Source organism: Streptomyces sp. NBRC 110028 (assembly GCF_001417735.1).
In the GTDB taxonomy this organism is placed as follows: Bacteria; Actinomycetota; Actinomycetes; order Streptomycetales; family Streptomycetaceae; genus Streptomyces.
The window spans coordinates 471,382-490,607 of sequence record NZ_BBUZ01000025.1 but is presented as its reverse complement, the minus strand read 5'-3'; the positions used below and the strand labels follow the sequence as shown (position 1 = coordinate 490,607).

General features: G+C 72.4%; 1 protein-coding gene. It reads right to left on the bottom strand.

Annotated elements, in window-relative coordinates; genetic code table 11:
• Positions 1-19,013 (bottom strand): lonely Cys domain-containing protein (locus ASC60_RS41680; RefSeq protein WP_159043267.1); only part of this gene is annotated, 19,013 nt, incomplete at its 3' end.
• Positions 19,014-19,226 lie beyond the last annotated feature (213 nt).

Sequence of the window (19,226 nt, the reverse complement as noted above, 5' to 3'; positions counted from 1 at the left end):
CCCATCTCTCGCGCCCGCGCGGCCGGGCCCTCGCCGAAGCCGGTGACGACACCGGACCGCAGCGGCCGCCCGGCCCGCCAGTCCGCCAGCGCCGACTGCGCCACCTCGCGCGCGAGGTCCTCGATGTCCGCCACATCGTCCTCGGACACCATCGTCGACCCCGGATCGAACCGCACCGTCAGCGCCCGGTCCGCCCGGACCGGCGCCTCCCCGGCGGCGGACCTGCTGGCGGGCGGCGGGACCGGCAGCGGCGAGACCTCCGGGTTCTGCGGGTCGACGGGATCCGTGGCACGCCATTCCAGGGCGGGCCCGCCGGTGCCCTGCCCGGCGGGCGGGCTCAGGGACAGCACCGTGTGCACGGCGCCCTTGGGCTTCACCTGGCTCGGGACGGCGGCCGTCGACCAGATCTGCCGGCCGAGCCGCTGGGCCAGCTCCCGCGCCACCCCGGGAATGTGGCGGTCGAGCTCGGCGATGTCCAGCAGGACCGGAACCGTCAGCTCCTGGCTGAGCAGCGCTTCGTCGCGGGCGAGCAGTTCGACGAACTGCTCGGGGGTCAGGCTCCTGGTGACGGACCGGTAGGTGACCGTCAGCCGGTTCGGGGCCTTGGGGTCCACCGAGGCCCGCACCACATAGGGACGCTCCTTGCTCCGGCCCAGGGCGTCCTTCCCGGCCCACGGCGCGTCCTTCAGCCCCGCGGAGGTCCAGATCTTCGACATGATCGGGAACGGGTCCCCGGCCCCGGACCGGAGGTGGCGCCCGTACACCATGTTCGAAGCGTTGAGCGGGTGCAGGGCGGTCGTATCCGCCAGGGCGCCCTGGTTGGCCAGGTGGTACGCGAACAGTGCGTCCGGGTCCGATCCGTCGATCCCGGCCGCGTACGCCGTCATGACCAGCTTGCGGATGAAGACGCGGTGCGCGGTCTGCACCGCGCCGGTGGAGGGCAGTGCCAGGAGCTGAGCGGCCAGCCGGTCGATGCCGGACTCGCTCCATGCCTCCAGCATCTTGACCCGCGCCCAGAACATCCGGGACCGCTCGAGGTCGCCCACCTCGTCGGGGCCGTCCAGGAGCAGCGCCTCGACGGCCGCGTCGACGATGTCCTCGGTACTGAACCAGCGGGCGGCGCGGTCCAGCGACGCGGACAGCGTCACGAAGTCGTCGAGCCTCGTGCCCGGGGGGTTGTCCGCGGCGGCGAGCAGCACATCCCGGTAGTGCTCCTGACGCGCCTCCTCGCCGTCGGGAAGCGTCGCCGCGACCACCCGCTGGAAGAAGTCCAGCGTGAACCGGCCCGCGCCCTGGAACCGCGGGTCGGCCCGCCACATCCGGTCCAGCGCGGCGGCCCCGGCCAGCAGCTCCGCGTACTCCGCGTTCTCCTCGATCCGGACGTCGTCGTCGATCTCCTTGCCCAGCGTCAGCCGCAGCGCCCGCACCAGCCGCAGCGTCGCCGCCATGGCCTGTGGACCCGTGCCATACCCGATCGCCCGCGCCCGCCGGGCCAGCTCCTCGGCGTCCGGCTCCGGGAAGAACTGCACGTACGACCCACGCCGCCCTTGAGCGTCGGTCTCCATGTACCGGACATATTCGCCCTCGTGGTACGCCGTGGCGTCGGTGCGGATGGTGCAGTTCGTCTTGTGCCGGGTCTCGTTCGCGAAGTGCTGCCCGATGGGGATGTCCTCGAGCGGGTCGGGAACGAAGGAGCCGGGGAAGGCGTCCACCCAGCGGCCCGTCCGGTACCAGCCGGACGGCACGGCACGGTCCCGGGGCGACCCGGCCCAGCAGAGCACCAGCTCGATCCAGTCGTCCTTGCCGAGCTCCTGCACGCTCTTGCGGTGGGCGACGTACCGCGGCCCCTCGGCGCCCCAGGCCGTGTACTTCTTGCCGTCATCGAGCCGGAAGTCGATGTAACCGGGCCCGGCGTGCCCGTCCCAGTAGTACCTCTTCGCCCGCGGTGCGCCCGGTTCGGGCCGGGGGAGCTTCTTGGAAACGAGGCTGCGCGTGGCGATGTTGTAGTGGAGGTAGTTCTTGACCGTGTCGAGGTGGCGCTGCTGCGCCTCCAGCCCTCCCCTCCTGGCCACCTCCTCGGGACCGATCGCGGTGCGGCCGAACGGCCGCCCCGTCTTCGCGCCGACGAGGGTCCGGGTGACCGCCTTGGACCACCAGGACGGGGTGTCCGCGGTGCGGTCGGGCGCCAGACCGGGCCGGCTCGCGATCCAGTCCCCGGCGATGTCGCCCTTCACGCGCACCGCGCCGACGGCGAAGGTGCCCGACCCGAGGGGGCCGACCGCGACGTTGGCGCTGTGCGCCCACACCGTCCGGCCCGTCCGCTCCGCCAGCAGCCGCGGCAGCTCCAGCCCCCGGTCCCCGGCGCGGGGCACGGCCAGCACGAGGGGGCTGTCCGGGTCCAGGCGGGCCCGTTCCAGGTCGCGCGCGACCAGTTCGACGAACTCGTCGATGGTCAGGTCCCGGGTCGTACCGTCCGGCCAGGGCACCGTCACATGGTCGTGACCGCCTTCCGCCTCCACGACGTAGGGCCGCGACGCCCCCTGCCACGGGGCGTCCTGCTCACCGGTCACCTCGACGCTGCCGTCGGAACGCCGCCGCATCACCGCCACCTTGCTGGTGCGCAGCGCGCGGACCGTATCCGGGCCCCAGTTGAGGCCCGGGAAGCGCCGGCCACCCACCGTGAAGTGGCGCTTGCGCTTGCTGGAGACCACTCCCTGCTGGGCGACGTGGTACGCGCCCAGCGCGCCCAGGCTGTCCGCCCAGCCGTCCAGGTACGCGGAGGTCACCAGGTCGTAGAGCCGATCGCGGACATCGGCGTCCACCGTGGCGCCGGCGGGCAGGTGGAGGAGGAGACGGGCCATGGCGTCCACGTCCAGCGGGCCGTGCCGCAACGCGGGGTGGGACGTGCGCAGGTCGTTCAGCAGCTCCAGCGGCGGGACGACCTCGACCGTCACCGTGCGGCGCAGCGCCGCCACGTCCGTGCCCGCCGGGGTGGGCTGCCCGACGTAGCGGCCATGGCCGCGCCATTCGACGCGGAAGTCCGAGGCCTTCAGCGCGGTCGCCTGCGAGGGGGCCTTGGACTGGATGTGCTGCAGGGCGAGGTCCAGGTCCTCGGTGAACTCGTCGAGCGCGGCCGTGGCGCGCGCGTCGGCCTCCGCGTCCGCCTGCGCGTCCGTGCCCTCGCCGTACCCGGTGAGGATCACGGAAGGCGGCGGGAGCCCGCGGCCACGGTTGGCCAGGGCGTCCTGGGCCACCTGGTAGGCCAGCCGTCCGAGCGTCTTCTGGGCGTCCTTGGACAGCTCGTCGGACCGCGGCGCGAAGGACACCGTCGTCATCGGCGGCGCGGTGGCGGCGGGCGCGGCGACCGGGTTCGTGACCGGCGCGGTGTGCACCGGCAGGGTGACCTGGCCACCCACTCCGGGCATGGCCTGCCCGGACGACGCCCGCGCCACCGGCTGGTCGTCGGGCAGCGGCTTGTCGTCGGGCGGCGTCCGCGATTCCGGCGCGGCCGGCGGCATTTCGTCGAGGCCGAAGAACGACGCGGTCTCGGAGTCGAGGCCGAAGGCCGGGTCGAAGACGGACTCGGTGTCGGTAGAGGTATCGGTGTCCGGGTCGAAAACGGACTCGGTGTCGGTAGAGGTATCGCTGTCCGAGTCGAAGACGGACTCGGTGTCGGTAGAGGTATCGGTGTCCGAGTCGAAAACGGAGTCGGTGTCGGAGCCGGGTACGGACAGGGCGGTGTCCGGTCGCGGAAGGGCGGCCGCCGCGCCAGCGGCCAGGGGCAACTGCGATATGGGGCTCACCGGAGGCACCGCGCCGGCCGGATGCTTGGCGGTGAAGGCCGTGGCCGTCGGCGCTTCCGCGAGGTGCGAGGAGGACTTCAGCGCGAGGACCGGGGCCCGCTGCGGCCCGGGCTGGGACAGCCCGATGGGGTACGCGGTCGAGTGGACGACCCGGCCGAGCCGTTTGGCGAGGGTCATCGCCAGGTCGGGGGCCAGCCGGTCGAGTTCCGAGATGGCCAGCAGGACCGGGACCTTGAGCCCGGTGTTGAGCAACGGCCGGTCGTTGGCGAGGATTTCGATGAAGTCCTCGACGCGAACGCGCCGCCGCAGCCCCTCGTAATTCAGCCAGATGTAGCGAGCCGGATCCTTGGGGTCCAGCGCGGCGCGCACCGTGTACGGCGTGGTGCCGTTGGATTCCCACTCCGGTGTCACGGACCCGTCGGGCGTCATGACCTGGGTCGAGTCGATGAGCGGCGTCTTGTGCTTGAGCGAGTAGTCCCGGCCGACGATCCCCCCGCCGACCCGGCCGCGCATCTCGGTACCGGCGGAGAACGCGCCTTCGGTCTCCAGGTCGTAGGCGGCCAGCGCCACGGGGTCGGACCCGTCACGGCCCACGGCGTACGCGAAGGTGGTCAGGGACTCCAGGCTGCCGCGCCACTCGTCGTCCACCTCGGCCGGGTCCAGGTGCAGCGCACGGGCCGTGAGCGCGTCCAGGGCCGGTCCGGGCCCGGGCAGCGCCTCGTGCGCCTTGACCCGCGCCCAGAACATCCGCGAGACCTCGGCCTCCCCCGCCTGGTCCGGCCCGGACAGCCCCAGGGCCTCCACGGCCGCTTCCGCCATTCTCGCCCGGCTCGCCCCGACCGCTGCCCGGTCCACCGACGCGGGCAGCGTCACGAAGTCGCGCAGGGGCGTGCCCGGGGTGAGGCCCGCCGCCGCGGTGAGCACCGCGCGGTACGCATCCTCGTCCGGGTCCGGCCCGCCCTCCGGCCGGGCCGCGACGATCCGCTGGAACAGGTCCAAGGTGAAGAGCTTCGTACCGGCGGCCCGCGGATCGGCCCGCCACATGTGGTCCAGCGCCGCCGCGCCGCGCAGCAGCATGGCGTAGCCGGGATCGTCCGCCACGTGGACGTCGTCGTCGACCTCGTTGCCGAGCGTGAGCTTCAGTGCCCGCACCAGGCGCAACGTCCGCTCCAGCGCGGCCGGCGACGGCTCCCCCGGCCCGCTGTGGAATCCGGCCGCCCGCGCCCGGAGCGCCAGTTCCCTCTCATCGGGCTCGGGGAAGAAGTCCACCGGCGTCGACTCGTTGCCCTGGGGGTCGGTGAACAGCAGCCGGACCCATTCGGCGTCGTGGTAGGCCAGCGCCTCCAGGCGGGTGGAAGCGCTCACCTTGACACCAAGCTCGTTGGAGAAGTGCTGTCCGACGGGGACGTCCGCGAGCGGGTCGGGCACGAAGGCGTTGGGGGAGGCCGGTGAGTGGTGCCCCAGGGAGGGCAGGCCGCGGTCCGGGCCGGCCCCGGCCCAGCAGATCGGCAGGATCAGCCAGTCGTCCTTGCCCAGGTCCGAGAAGCTCTTGCGCCGCTTGAGCCAGCGCGGCCCTTCCAGTCCCTCGGCGCGATGCGTTGTCCCGTCGTCCAGCTGAAAGGTGACGTAGCCCGGGCCTCCGTGCATGACGAAGGTCCGGGTCTTCGCCCCCGGCTTGAGCTTCCCCCGCAGGCGGATCTTCCCGGAGGTGGTCTCCGTGATGAGGTTGTAGTGGGCGTACTTGTTGATCCGGTGGGCACGCCGGAGAGACTCCTCGCGGATGGCCAGGTCCTCGGGCGAGAACGAGGAACGTCCGCCCTGCTTGCCGGTGCGGCTGTCGATGGCGGGCGTGGAGATCACCTTGCGGTACCAGTCCGGAACGTTCTCGCCGGGCTCGGGCGCCATGTCGACGTCGCTGACGGCCCAGTCGCCCTCCGGGCGCCCCTCCCGGTAGGTCAGGGCGATGACGGGCCGCCCGTCGTCGCCCGGCCTGGCCGTCACCTCACCGCTGTGGGCCGCCACGAGGCGGTCGAGGCGTGCGGCGAGCTTGCGCGGCAGCTCCACGTCGCGGTCGCCGGCGTGCGGGACGACGAGCACGACCGGCGTGTCCTCCGGAAGCCTCGCCAGCTCCGGGTCGTACGTCATCAGCTCGACGAACTCGTCGATGTCCAGGTCCCGGGTGGTGCCGTCCGGCCACGGCACGGTGACCTTGTCGTGGGCACCGGCGGCGGCGATCACATAGGGGTCGCCCGGCCACGGGGCATTCACCCATTCCTCGGTCGGCGCCCCGGTCTTGGGGACCCTGGTCACCCTGATCCGGGCGGTGGACAGCGCCTTGTCGGACAGTCCCAGCCAGTCGACGCCGGTGACCTTCGGATTCTGTCCCTGGGAGCCCGGGGCCACGAAGCGGTGGCGCGAGCGGAACACGCCCTGCCGGGCGGCGTGGAACGCGCTCAGCGCCGCCACACTGGTGGCCCGGCCGGCTCGGTGGGCCTCGACGACCAGGCCGTACATCTGGGCGCGCGCCGCGTTGTCCACCGGGGTGTTCGGCGGCAGGTGCAGAATCTTGCGGGCCAGCGCGTCCGCGTCGTACGGGGCGTACCGCAGCGCGGGGTCCTGGCGGCGCAGCGTGTCCAGCAGCGCCGCGGGCGAGATGACCTCGATCGTGGTCTGCCGCCGCAGCTCGTCCCGGCTCGCCGTACCGGGCGCGGGGTGACGCCCGACATCGCGGCCGCGGACGCGGTCGGTGAAGTCGAAGTGCTCCACGGTGAGGCGGTTCGCCGCCGGTACGCCCACCTGGAGCTCGTCCAGGGCCTGGATGAGCTGGTGGATGAACTCGTCGAGCACCGACTCCGCGCGCTCCTCGCCCATCACCGCCGCCTGGTCGGCCGGGCCCTCGCCGTAGCCGGTGATCACACCGGCGGGCATCGGCAGCCGCGCGCGCTGGTTCCGGATGCCCGCCGCGGCGACCTCGTACGCCAGCTCCGCGATCTCGTCCCTGTCGTCCTCGGACAGACCGGTGGCCCCCGGTGCGAACCGGAGGGTGGTCAGCGGCGCCGGCTCGGGCCCCGGCCCGGACGCCGGGCCGGTCACCGGCGCGGTGTGCACGGGCAGCGAGAACTCCTGGCCCAGGCCGGGCATCTGCGACCCGGAGGAGGAGTTGGCCAGGCTGACGGGGTCGCGCGACGCCAGCGAGTCGCGGCCGGGCGCGTCGATGTCCGACGCGCTGTCGTAGCCGGAATCGGTGTCGGACGGGGTGTCCGATTCGGTGTCCGACGCGCTGTCGTAGCCGGAATCGGTGTCGGATGGGGTGTCCGATTCGGTGTCGGTGGCGCTGTCGTAGCCGGAATCGGTGTCCGACCCGCCCTCTCCCGGAACGGAGGACAAGTCATTCGAGATCAGCTGCCTGGGGGCCTGGGCGCCGGTCAGCCCCGGAGGCGTGGTGCGCTCCCAGTCGTTCTCCGGCTTCGACTGTGCCGGGTCCCCCCTCAGCACGAGGACGTTCCGGTTCGTCTTGGTGTCCTTGACCACCCTCACGTCGTGGGCGGGTCTCAGCACCGTCCTGGCCGTCCCCTCCCGGGCGGCCAGGGCATCCGCCATCCGGGCGCCCCCGGGGCCGTGGTCCGGTCCGATCAGGATGAGGGGGGCGTCGAGCGGGGTGGTGCGCAGGGCTCCCTCGAGGAGCGCGACGATCTCCTCGTACGGCACCTTGCGGGTGACGCCGCCGGGCCAGGGAATCTCGACGCGGTCCTGGTCGCCGTCGACGATCAGCACGCGGCCGTTCGGCGGCGCGATGGCGCGGCTCTCACCGCTCGTCGTCGTGACGTCGGGCGATATCCGGTAGGTGTCCGTGGCCAGCGCGCCGCTCAGCGGCCTGCCGGTCAGGTTGTACCCCGTCAGCTCGCCGGTGGGCGAGTGGATCCGGTTGGCCGGGGAGAGGAGCCCGCTGCGCCAGAGGTGGTACGCGGCCAGGGCGACCGGGTCGTACACGTCGACGCCGACCAGCGCGGCCCCCGCCATCGTCCACAGGGCCATCCCGCGCAGCGCGCCCAGGTTGGACGGGGTACCCACCACGTGCAGGATCCTGGCCGCCAAGGCGTCCGGGTCCGGCTGGGTCCGCAGCGCCTGCATGGCCTTCGCAAGCGCCCAGAACACCAGCGGCCGACGCTCGTCACCCGGAGCGGGGAGCGCTTGCAGCCCCATGAAACCGAGGTTCTGCCCGTTGAGGCGCCCCATCAGGGCCGCGGCCCGGTCGAGGAGGTCGAGCGGCACGAAGTCGTGCAGGGTCACGGGGCCGGAGGCGCTCTGCACCTTCCCGCGCGCGTCGTCCAGTACCCGCCGGACGGCGCCCTGGAGTTCGGCGGCGTCGGCGAAGGGAGTCGGCCTCGGCTTCGGGGCCCCCAGCTGTGCCAGCCGGGCCCGCACCACCACGTCCAGCAGATCCAGGCTGAACGGACCCGCCTCGACCAGCCCCGCATCGGCACGGCGCATCCTCTCCAGGGCGCCGATCCCGCGCAGGAGCCTCTGGTACTCCCCCGACGGAACGTCCCGGTCGGCCTCGACCTCGTGGCCGAAGACCTCGCGCAGCGCCCTCACCAGCAGCAGGGCGGTGTCCCGGTCCTCCTCCGGCACCGGGGCAGCGGCGTCCATGCCGAAAGCCACCCGCGCCAGCCGCTCCAGCACCTCCGGCTCCGGCTCCGCCCGCAGCTCCTCCCACTCCCCCAGCTCACCCCGCGACGTGGCCACGATGCCATGCACGAAGTCGGTGAAGTCGTCGTTCGCCGAGGTCGCATACACCCGGTTGAGGGCGATCAGCGGGTGGTCCTCTCCGAGCGCGTTGGCCGCTTTCTGCGCCGCGGAGATGACGGTCAGCCGGTTCGGGACGAAAGGCGCGGCAGCGCCCATCTGCACGGCGGACGAAGAGCCCTCGAAGGCGGCGTTGCTCCAGCACGCCTCCACCACGATCGGCGTCCCCTTGGCCAGCGCCCGCACACTCGGGCGACGCTTCAGATAGCCACCGAGCTGGTCACCGGTGACGTTCTTCAACTCGCCGCGCCCCGCGTTCGCCGTGGCGTCCACCGCGGAGAAGTAGCCCCCTGAGCCGTGCAGCTGGACGTGGTAGGCGTCCCGGCCCTTCCACGGCGTGTCGAACCGGGGGGTGATCGGCGCCTGGCTCACGGGGTCGAAGTGAACGTACTGCGCGTTCTGGAGGTCCTTGAAGAGCGGTTCCCTGATGATGAGATCCGCGTCGGTGAACAGGGCGCGGCCACTGGACCGGTTGGTCCAGGGATGGACGAGGGTGACGCTCTTGACGTCCCGGTCCATCAGCTTCGAACCGTCGGCCAGGACCATGAACCCGTTGCCCGGCTTGGCCCACGCACCGTCCGGGCCGAGGTCGTCGGGGCCGACGGCGACCCACTTGCCCAGTGGCTCTCCATGCGTCTTCCGACGATCGACCGTCCCGAGGTTGTACCGCTTCGTGTTCGGGTTGTAGACCATCATCGGCGTGCCGCTGTGCGCCAGCAGCCCCCGCCGGGTCCCCGCGGCGACGGCCCGCGGCATCTCCAGACCGCCGTCACCCGCGCGCGGCACCACCAGCATCACCGCGGCCTGCGGGCTCCGCTTGGTCAGCTCCTCGTCCATGGCCAGCAGTTCGGTGAGCTCGTCACCGGGGACCCGGCGCGTCGAACCGCCCGGCCACGGCACCACGATGTGGTCCCGCCCGCCGTCCGCCTCCACGAGATACGGGCTGTTGCTGCCGACCTGGTCCGGCCCCTTGACGGCCGGCGGCGGAGGCTGATTGGGCTTGAAGCTACGGCCCACCACCGAACCGTCATCCGGCGAGTACACCAGGGTCCGCTCGGAGAGCACATCGCCCCGCCGGACGAGGTGGAACGCGGCCAGCGCCGCCAGGTTCCGGTCCCGCCCCCCGGCCATCGCCTCGCCGACCAGCGCGTACAGCTCATCACGCACCGCCCCGTCCACGGGGGCGGCCGCGTCCAGGTGCAGGATCTTCCGCGCCACCGGGTCGAGAGGCCCGTCCTTCAGCGCCGGATCCGCCTGACGCAACTCCTCCAGGCGGCGTACCGCGGCCTGCTTCTGCTCCGCCGACAGAAGAGAGGCCGGCCCGGCCGCGGGGGCGGCGGAGGAGGCGCCGGTGTTCCCGGCCGAACCCGTGGTCTTCTTGCCCTTCGCGCCCGAGGAAGCCTTCTTCTTCGGGGCGTTGGTGACAAACACCTTCGAGGCGGGCGCGGCCCACACCCCGGGCGCGGTGAGCACGGGCTCGCCGGACGTGGCGGCGCCGGATGCGCCGGGGGTGGCGCTGTCGTCGGCGGAACCGGTGGCCGCCCCGCTCTCTCCCGGAACGGTGGACGAGCCCTGCGAGATCAGCTGCCTGGGGGCCTGGCCGCCGGCCAGCGCCGGAGGCCTGGTGCGCTCCCAGTCGTTCTCCGGCTTCGACTGCGCCGGGTCCCCCTTCAGTACGAGCACGTTCCGGTTCGTCTTGGTGTCCTTGACCACCGCCACGTCGTGGGCGGGCCTCAGCACCGACCTGGCCGTCCCCTCCCGGGCGGCCAGGGCATCCGCCATCCTGGTGCCCCCCGGACCCGCGCTCGGTCCGACCAGGGCGATGGGGACATCGAGCGGGGTGGTACGCAGGGCCTGCGCGAGGAACGCGACGATCTCCTCGAACGGCACCTTGCGGGTGGTACCGCCGGGCCAGGGGATCTCGACGTGGTTCCGATCGCCGTCGACCATCAGTGCGAACGCCGGGGGCGCGATGGCGCGGGACTCACCGCCCGTCGTCGTCCCGTCGGGCGATATCCGGTAGGTGTCCGTGGCCAGCGGGCCGCTCAGCGGCCTGCCGGTCAGGTTGAGCCCCACCAGCTTGCCGGCGGGCGACTTGATCAGGGTGGCCGGGGAGAGCAGCCCGTTGCGCCGGAGGTGGTACGCGGCCAGGGCGACCGGGTCGTACACGTCGACCCCGGTCAACGCGGCCCCCGCCATCAGCCACAGGGCCATCTGCCGCATCGCGTCCGGGTTGGACTGCGCGCCCTCCACATGCAGGATCCGGGCGGCTCTGGCGTCCGAATCCGGTTGGGTCATCAGTGCCTGCATGGCCTTGGCGAGCGCCCAGAACATCAGCGGGCGGCGGGGGTCGCCCTCGGCGGGAAGAGACTGCAGCCCCATGGCGGCAACGGCCTGAGGGGGGAGAACCCCCATCAAGGCCGCGGTCTGGTCGAGGTGGGTGAGCGGGACGAAGTCGTGCAGGGTGACCAGGCCGGACGCGCCCTGGAGACGGCTGTGTGCCGCGTCCAGTACCTGCCGGACGGTGTCCTGGAGTTCGGCGGCATCCGCGAAGGCGGCCGGGCGTGGCTTCGGCGTGCCCTGCTTTTCGAGGTAGGCCCGCACCACGAAGTCCAGCAGGTCCGGGCTGAACGGACCCGCCTCCGCCAGCGCCGGATCGACGCCACGCATGGTCTCCAGCACGCCGAAGCCGCGCAGCAGCTTCTGGTACTCCCCCGCCGGATCGTCCCTGTCGTTCTCGATCTCATGCCCGAAGACATCGCGCAGGCCGCGCACCAGCGTCAGGGTGTCGCCCCGTTCGGTGTCCGACACCGGATCGGAATCCGCCATGCCGAACGCCACCCGCGCCAGCCGGTCCAGCACCTCCGGCCCGGGCTCCGCCCGCAGCTCCGACCACTCCCCCAGCTCGCCCCGGGACGTGGCGTTGATCCCGTGCACGACCTCGCCCGTAGCACTGTTCCGCGCAGCGGTGTACACCCGGTTGGGGACGATCAACGGGTGGTCTTCGCCGATCTCGTTGACCGCCTTCTGCGCCGCAGAGACGACCGCCCACCGGTTGGTCACGAAAGGGGCGTCGATGCCATCGTGCACGGATAGGAGGGAGCCGCCGAAGGCGGCGTTCGCCCAGCACGCCTCCGCCACGATCGGGGTGCCCTTGGGGAGCGCCTGCACACTCGGGCGGCGCTTCAGATAGCCGCCGATCTGCTCGCCCGTGGTGGCCTTCCCCTCGCCGTGCCCCTTGTCGGCCGTGGCGTCCACCGCGAAGAAGAAGCCCGGGAGGCCGTGCAGCGAGAAGTGGTAGACGTCCCGGCCCTTCCACGGCACGTCCCGCGGTGCGCTGATCGGCGGCTTGAGCCCGTCGGAGCCGGGGACCGGGTCGAAATCGCGATACAGCGCGTCCCGCAAGTTCTTGAGGATTTCTTCCCGGTCGATCAGATCGGCATCGGTGAAGAGGGCGCGGCCGCCCGGCCGGTTGGTCCCGGGATAGGTGATGGTGACGCTCTTGACGTCCCGGTCCATCAACTGCGAACCGTCGGCCAGAACGATGAACCCGTTCCCCGTCTTCGCCCACGCACCGTCCGGGCCCAGGTCGTCGGGGCTGATGGAGATCCACTTGCCCCGCGGTATCCCCTGCGCCCGCAGGTCCGCCGACGGGACGTTGTACCGCTTCGTGTTCGGGTTGTAGATCATCAAGGGTGTACCGCTGTGCACCAGCAGCCCCCGCCGGATTCCGGCGGAGATGGCCCGCGGCATCTCCAGGCCGCCATCACCCGCGTGCGGCACCACCAGCGTCACCAGAGCCTGCGGGCCCCGCTTGGTCAGCTCCCCGTCCATGGCCAGCACCTCGGTGACCTCATCGGCCGGAATCCGACGGGTCGAACCGTCCGGCCACGACACCACGATGTGGTCCCGCCCGCCGTCCGCCTCCACGAGGTAGGGACGGTTGCTGCCGGCCTGGTCGGGGCCCTTCACGGTGGGCGGCGGCGCCTGCTGCCCCTTGAAGGTCCGGCCCACGACCGAACCGTCCTCGGGATTGAACAACAGCGTCCGCTCGGACAGCACATCGCCCCGCCGGACTGCGTGGAACGCGCCCAGAGCCCCCAGGCTCTTGTCCCGCCCCTCGGCCATCGCCTCGCCCACCAGCGCGTACAGCTCACCGCGGGTTGCCGCGTCCACCGGCGCGTCCGGGCCCAGGTGCAGAATCTTCCGCGCCAACGGAACCGGATCGAACGGCCCCTCGCTCAGCCCCGGATCCGCCTTGCGCAACTCGTCCAGCCGCTGCACCGCCGCCGTACCCGACGGCAGCTCGAACTCCACCACCACCTGCCGGGCCGAGCCCTGCACGGCGTTGTCCCCAGGCTCACGACCGGACGGCTCGACCGTGAACGTGCCTTCCGCGCCAGGACGGTTGAGTCCATTACGGTATGCGTCCGCCACCAGCGCGGCACGCCGTCCGGCATCCCCCGACTCCGACACCTGACCGTTGTCGTCATAGCCGGTCACCACCGCACGCGGCCCCGGGAGACCCGCCAGCGCATTCCGCGCGCCGGCCTCGATCAGACGCCCGACGACCTCCCGGACCCCGGCCCGCTGGTTGTTACTGAGCTTCTCGGCACCCTCGGCGAAGTTGATCAGCCTCGACACCGGCAGCACCGACTCGACGGGACCCCAACTCGACGCCGAAGCAGCCTGCTCCGACAACGAGAGCGAAGCCATCGCAGCGGTGGGAGCGGTGGCGGCGGTGCCGGCCTCCCCGCCCGGAGCCGCGTCCGGCTTGGCCTTGGCCTTCGGCTTCTTCTTCGGGGCGTTGGTGACGAACGTGTCGTAGTGCGGCGCAGCCCACACCCCGGCCTCGGTACGCACGGCGCCGGTGGCCCCGGCGACGGAAGGAGCACCCTGCGAGACGACCGACATGGGGGCATGCACCGTGGTCAGCGCCGGAGGCCTGGTGCGCTCCCAGTCGTTCTCCGGCTTCGACTGTGCCGGGTCTCCCTTCAGTACGAGCACGTTCCGGTTGGTCGCGGTGTCCTTGACCACCCCCACCTGGTGGGCGGGCCTCAGCACCGACCTGGCCGTCCCCTCCCGGGCGGCCAGGGCATCCGCCATCCCGGCGCCCCCGGGACCGTCGTCCGGTCCGATCAAAATGATCGGTCTGGTGAGCTTGGTGGTCCGCAGGGTCTGCGCGACGAACGCGGCGATGTCCTCGTACGGCACCTTGCGGGTGGCGCCGCCGGGCCAGGGGACCTCGACGTGGTCCCGATCGCCGTCCACCATCAGGACGAACGCCGGGGGCGCGATGGCGCGGGACTCACCGCCCGTCGTCGTCCCGTCGAGCGATATCCGGTAGGTGTCCGTGGCCAGCGGGCCGCTCAGCGGCCTGCCGGTCAGGTTGAGCCCCGTCAGCTCGCCGGTGGGCGAGTGGATCTGGTTGGCCGGGGAGAGGAGCCCGCTGCGCTTGAGGTGGTACGCGGCCAGGGCGACCGGGTCGTACACGTCGACGCCGATCAGCGCGGCCCCCGCCATCAGCCACAGGGCCATCCGGCGCAGCGCGCCCGGGTCGGACGGGGTACCCACCACGTGCAGGATCCTGGCCGCCCAGGCGTCCGGGTCCGGCTGGGTCCGCAGCGCCTGCATGGCCTTCGCGAGCGCCCAGAACACCAGCGGCCGACGCTCGTCACCCGGAGCGGGGAGCCCTTGCAGCCCCATGGCACCGAGGCTCTGCGCGTTGAGACGCCCCATGATGCCGCTGACCTGGTCGAGCATGGTGAGCGGCACGAAGTCGTGCAGGGTCACCGGACCGGACGCGCTTTGAAGACGGTTGTTCGCCTCGTCCAGCACTTCCCTGACAGCGTTCCGGAGCTCTGCGGCGTCGGCGAAGGGAACCGGCCTCGGCTTGGGTGTCCCCAGCTGTTCGAGCCGGGCCCGCACCACGGCATCCAGCAGATCCAGGCTGAACGGGCCCGCCTCGGCCAGCCGCGGATCGACGCTGCGCATGCTGTCCAGTGCCCAGATCCCGCGCAGCAGGTTCTGGTACTCCCCCGACGGATCGTCCCGGTCGGCCTCGACCTGGTGGCCGAAGACCTCGCGCAGCGCCCGCACCAGCAGCAGGGTGTTGTCCCGGACCTCCTCCGACACCGGATCAGAGGCGTCCATGCCGAAGACCCCGCGCGCCAGCCGCTCCAGCACCTCCGGTTCCGGCTCCGCCCGCAGCTCCTCCCACTCCCCCAGCTCACCCTGCGACGTGGCCTTGATTCCGTGCACGAAATCCGTGCCGGTGTTGTCCGCGAGCACGTGCACCCGGTTGGGGACGATCAACGGGTGGTCCTCACCGAGCGCGTTGGCCGCCTTCTGCGCCTGGGAGATGGTCGTCAACGGGTTGGGCACGAGCGGGCCGCCGACGCCGTCGTGCAGGGGGACGGGAGGCCCGGGGAAGGCGGCGTTCCCCCAGCACGACGCCACCACGATCGGAGTCCCCTTGGCCAGCGCCCGCACACTCGGGCGGCGCTTCAGGTAGCCACCGACCTGCTCACCGGAGGTGGTCTTCGGCGCGCCGTGTCCGTCATCACCCGTGGCGTCCACCATGGAGAACCAGCCCGGGAGGCCGTGCAGCACGAGGTGGTAGGCGTCCCGGCCCTTCCACGGAGCGTCCTGCGGAGCGCCGAGCGGGATCCCGCGGCCATCGTCCTCGTTGACCGGGTCGAAGTGAACGAACTGCGCGTTATGGAGGTCCCTGAGAACCGGCTCCCGTTCGATCAGGTCGGCGTCGGTGAACACCGCGCGGCCGTACGGCCGGTTGGTCCCGGGCGCGGCGAGGGTGAGGCTCTTGACGTCCCGGTCCATCAGCTTCGAACCGTCGGCCAGGAGGATGAACCCGTTCCCCTCCTTGGCCCACGCGCCGTCCGGCCCCAGATCGTCGGGGCCGACAGTGATCCACCTGCCCAGCGGCTCTCCATGCGTCTGCCGACGGTCCTCCGGCGGCAGACGGAACCGCTTGGTGGCCGGGTCGAAGAACATCTGGGGCGTACCGCTGTGCGCCATCAGATGCCGGCCGATCACGGCGGAGATGCCCCGCGGCATGTCCAGGCCGCCCTCACCCGCGTGCGGCACCACCAGCGTCACCACGGCCCGCGGACCCCGCTTGGCCAGCTCCTCGTCCATGGCGATGAGTTCGGCGACCTCGTCCCCCGGAACCCGGCGCGTCGAACCACCCGGCCACGACACCACGATGTGGTCCCGCCCGCCCTCCGCCTCCACGAGGTACGGACGGTTGCTGCCGGCCTGGTCCGGCCCCTTGACGGCCGGCGGCGGAGGCTGATTGGGCTTGAAGCTACGGCCCACCACCGAACCGTCATCCGGCGAGTACACCAGGGTCCGCTCGGAGAGCACATCGCCCCGCCGGACGAGGTGGAACGCGGCCAGCGCCGCCAGGTTCCGGTCCCGCCCCCCGGCCATCGCCTCGCCGACCAGCGCGTACAGCTCATCACGCACCGCCGCGTCCACGGGGGCGGACGGATCCAGGTGCAGGATCTTGCGCGCCAGCGGCACGGGATCGAACGGCCCGTCCTTCAGCCCCGGATCCGCCTGACGCAACTCCTCCAGGCGGTGCACCGCCGCTGACCCCGGCGGCAGCTCGAACTCGACCACCACCCGTCCGGGGGCGCCCTGCCCGGACGTCTCCCCCGGCTTCCGGCCGGACGGGGCAACGGTGAACGTACCCTCCGCACCCGGGCGCTGAAGCCCGGTGCGATACGCCTCCACCACCTCCGTCACGCGCTGCCCCGGAGTACCCGACGTCGACACCCGGCCGTCGCCGTCATAACCGGTCACCACCAGCCGCGGCCCCGGGAGGCCCGCGAGGACATTGCGGGCGCCCGCCTCCACCACACGCCCGACCAGTTCCCGGATCCGCCTGCGCTGGTTGTCGTTGGGCTTGGTGGCATCCCCGGTGAAATTGGTCGCGCTCGACACCGGCAGCACCGATGAGACAGGCCCCCAGCTTCCTACCGCGCCTCCCTGCGCCGACAACGAGAGGGACGCCATCGCGCCGGTGGGAGCGGCGGCGGTGCTGGACTCCCCGGATGGCGGCGCGGTCTGCTTCGCCTTCGCCCCCGACGGCTTCTTTTTCTTCCCGGCGGTGCTGAAGATCCTGTCGAAGCGCGGCCCGGCCCACACCCCGGTCGCGGTGCGCACGGGTTCGCGGGGCGCCGTCTGCGCCACCGGCGCCGGCTTCGGCTCGGGGCCGGGTTCCGTGGCCGGGGCGTCGGTGAAGTCGGCGAACGCCTCGCTGACAGGGTCGGGCGTGGAGGTGCCGGTGGTGGCGTCGGCCGGGCCGGACGCCGGTTCGGCGGGGAGGTCGGTGGACGTGGTGGCGGTCGGCCTCGGCGGGAGCGGAGCGGCCGGGGCGGGCGCGGCCTGCGACTCGGTGGCCGTGGTGGCCGTGGTGGTGCCACCACGGACGAGGGGGGCCTGGCCGAGGCCCTTTCGGAGCGTGTCGGCGAGCGCGAGGCCCGACGGCGCGTCAGGGCCGTGCCTCAGCAGATGGTCGGCGAGCTGCCGTACCGCGTCGCGGTACGCGGCCTCGGCGTGGCGGGAATCCGCCAGGACGGGGGCCGACACCGGCGGCAGCACCAGGGCGATCGCCTTGTCCCACGCCCGGTCGGCATCGGCCTCGGCCGGCCGTGGTGGGGTCGCGGGGCGCGGCTCCGCCGCCGGGCGCGGATCGCCGTTCGACGCCGCGTCCTTGAAGTCCGCGTACGCCCCGTCCCACAGGCGCAGCGACGCGTTGGCCGCCACGGTGTCGACCGCCGCCGGCCAGGGGGTGGGCTGGGTCATCAGCAGGCGTACCTGGTCGACGGGGTCCAGCGCGCCGACGGGGATCCGTGCGCCGGGGAACGCCGCCGCCACTTCGTGCTCGGGGCCCGGCGTGACGCCCGCCGCGCGCAGCACGGCCGGGGTGACGGTGGCGTCCGGGCCGTGCAGCTGGAGCAGGTCCTCCGCCAGGCCGTCCGGCAGGTCCTGTGGCGTGAGCTGATGCGCGATCCACTCACGCTGGGCGCCGGTGCGCTGGGGCTGGGGCGGGGTGTGGCCGGGCTCGTCCGGGTGCGCGGCGTGCGGCGGGATGCCGAGGTCGCGCAACCGGGCGGCGGCGTCGATCAGCTGGCCGTGCGCCTGCTGGGCGCGGGCCTGGGCTTCCGCGAGCGCCCCGGTGCTGTCCGCGCCGGTGCCGGGCCCGGTCTCCGCGTCGCCGCCGAGCTGATCGACGGTGCGGATGGCGTCGGCGTACCGGGTGAGCGCGTCCGTGTAGGTGCCGCGCGCCCGGACGATGTCGTCCTGCTGCTGGGCGCCCGGGGTGCCGCTTCCGGGAAGGCGCGGGGCGCCGCCGGGGTGCGGTGCGTTCTCGTCGGTGCCCGGGGCGGTGTTGGCGCGCGGCCCGCCCTGCGTGCCCTGGGCGCCCTGCTGCCCCTGGCCCTGCTGAGGGTGGGGCTGCCCGGCGGGGGTCTGGTGCGGGAGGGAGTTCGGAGCCTGGTTCTTGGCCGGTATCCCGTTCTGGGGTCCGGTGGATTGGTTCGGGGCGTCCGCGAGGTTCTCCGGGGACTCCTCGGTGGCGTCGAGGTTGCCGTCGTCGGCGAGTTCGCCGTCCGGCCGCGAGACGGTCGGGACGCTGGACGGCGGGCTGTTCAGCGCGGCGGGGTTGTTCAGCGCGGCGGGGTTGTTCAGCGCGCCGGGGCTGTTCGGGCTGGTGAGGGGGCTCGGGCTGGTCAGCGCGTCCGGCGTCTTCAGCGCGTCCGGACCGGTGAGCGGGGCCATGGGGTCCGGCGTGTCCAGCACGGACGCGATGTTCTGGAACTCCGGGGAGGTGTTGAGGGAGGTCGGATCCTTGAGGAGGTCCGGGCTCTTCAGATAGCCGCTCGCGGCCCCCGGAGCGGTCAGGCTGTTCGGCAACGTGAACGCGGAGGGCGTCGTGGCGAACGAGTCCGACGTACCGCCGACGGTGCTGCCGTCGAGCGGCGAGAGGGACGTGGTGTCCGAGAAGCCCGGGGCCGAGGCCCCGTCGAGGGCGGACGCCTCGAACGACGAGGACGACGTGTCCAACGTCTCGTAGGACGGCGGCCTGTCCGAGCTGTCGTAGGGCGGCGCCGGGTCCAGATCTTCGTAGGGCGGTGGCGTGTCGTCGACCCCGAGGACGGACTTGTCGAAGGTGTCCGGGACCGAGGAGCCCGCGGTGGCGGGAGGCGCGGGGGTGAGGTTCTTCGGGCCGAGGTCCGAGGTGACCGCGCCGTTGCCCTCGCTGAGGCGCTTGTCCAGGATATCGAGGGTGTTCTGCTGGTACTTGGTGAAGATGTTCCCGTCGGGGAACGTCTTGGCGTGCAGGGACAGAGAGGCCTGCGACGTGGGCCCCATCATGAATATTTCGGATACCGCGCTGAGACCGGAGCCGACGAGGGACGTCCAGTCCCACTTGCCCAGCACGATCGCCGTGGCGATCGTCTCACCGAAACCCTCGCTCACGAAGTGCGAGGGGATGTCGAACAGCGCGTTGTTCGCGTTTTTCTTGGTGAACGGATTATTGAACTGGATCTCGAACTTACCGAAGATGTCCTTGCCGAAATTATTTTT